Source organism: Bacillus luti, assembly GCF_001884105.1.
GTDB lineage: Bacteria > Bacillota > Bacilli > Bacillales > Bacillaceae_G > Bacillus_A > Bacillus_A luti.
The window spans coordinates 1-289 of sequence record NZ_MACI01000096.1; the positions used below are offsets into that span (position 1 = coordinate 1).

At 37.7% G+C, this 289-nt stretch carries 1 protein-coding gene; it reads right to left on the bottom strand.

Annotated features, from left to right (window positions below; all coding sequences use genetic code 11):
* Positions 1-289: hypothetical protein (locus BAQ48_RS26060; protein WP_131800857.1), on the bottom strand; the 289-nt coding region annotated here is incomplete at both ends.

The window sequence follows — 289 nt, forward strand, 5'->3', positions numbered from 1 at the left end:
GACTCTTCTGTTTCTGCAATTACTTCTACTTCTTCTGACTCTTCTGTTTCTGCAATTACTTCTACTTCTTCTAACTCTTCTGCTTCTGCAATTGCTTCCACTTCTTCTAACCCTTCTGTTTCTGCAATTACTTCTACTTCCTCAGACTCTTCTACTTCTGTAATTGCTTCTACTTCCCCAGACTCTTCTACTTCTGTAATTACTTCCACTTCTTCTAACTCTTCTGTTTCTGCAATTACTTCTACTTCTTCTGACTCTTCTGTTTCTGCAATTACTTCTACTTCTTCTG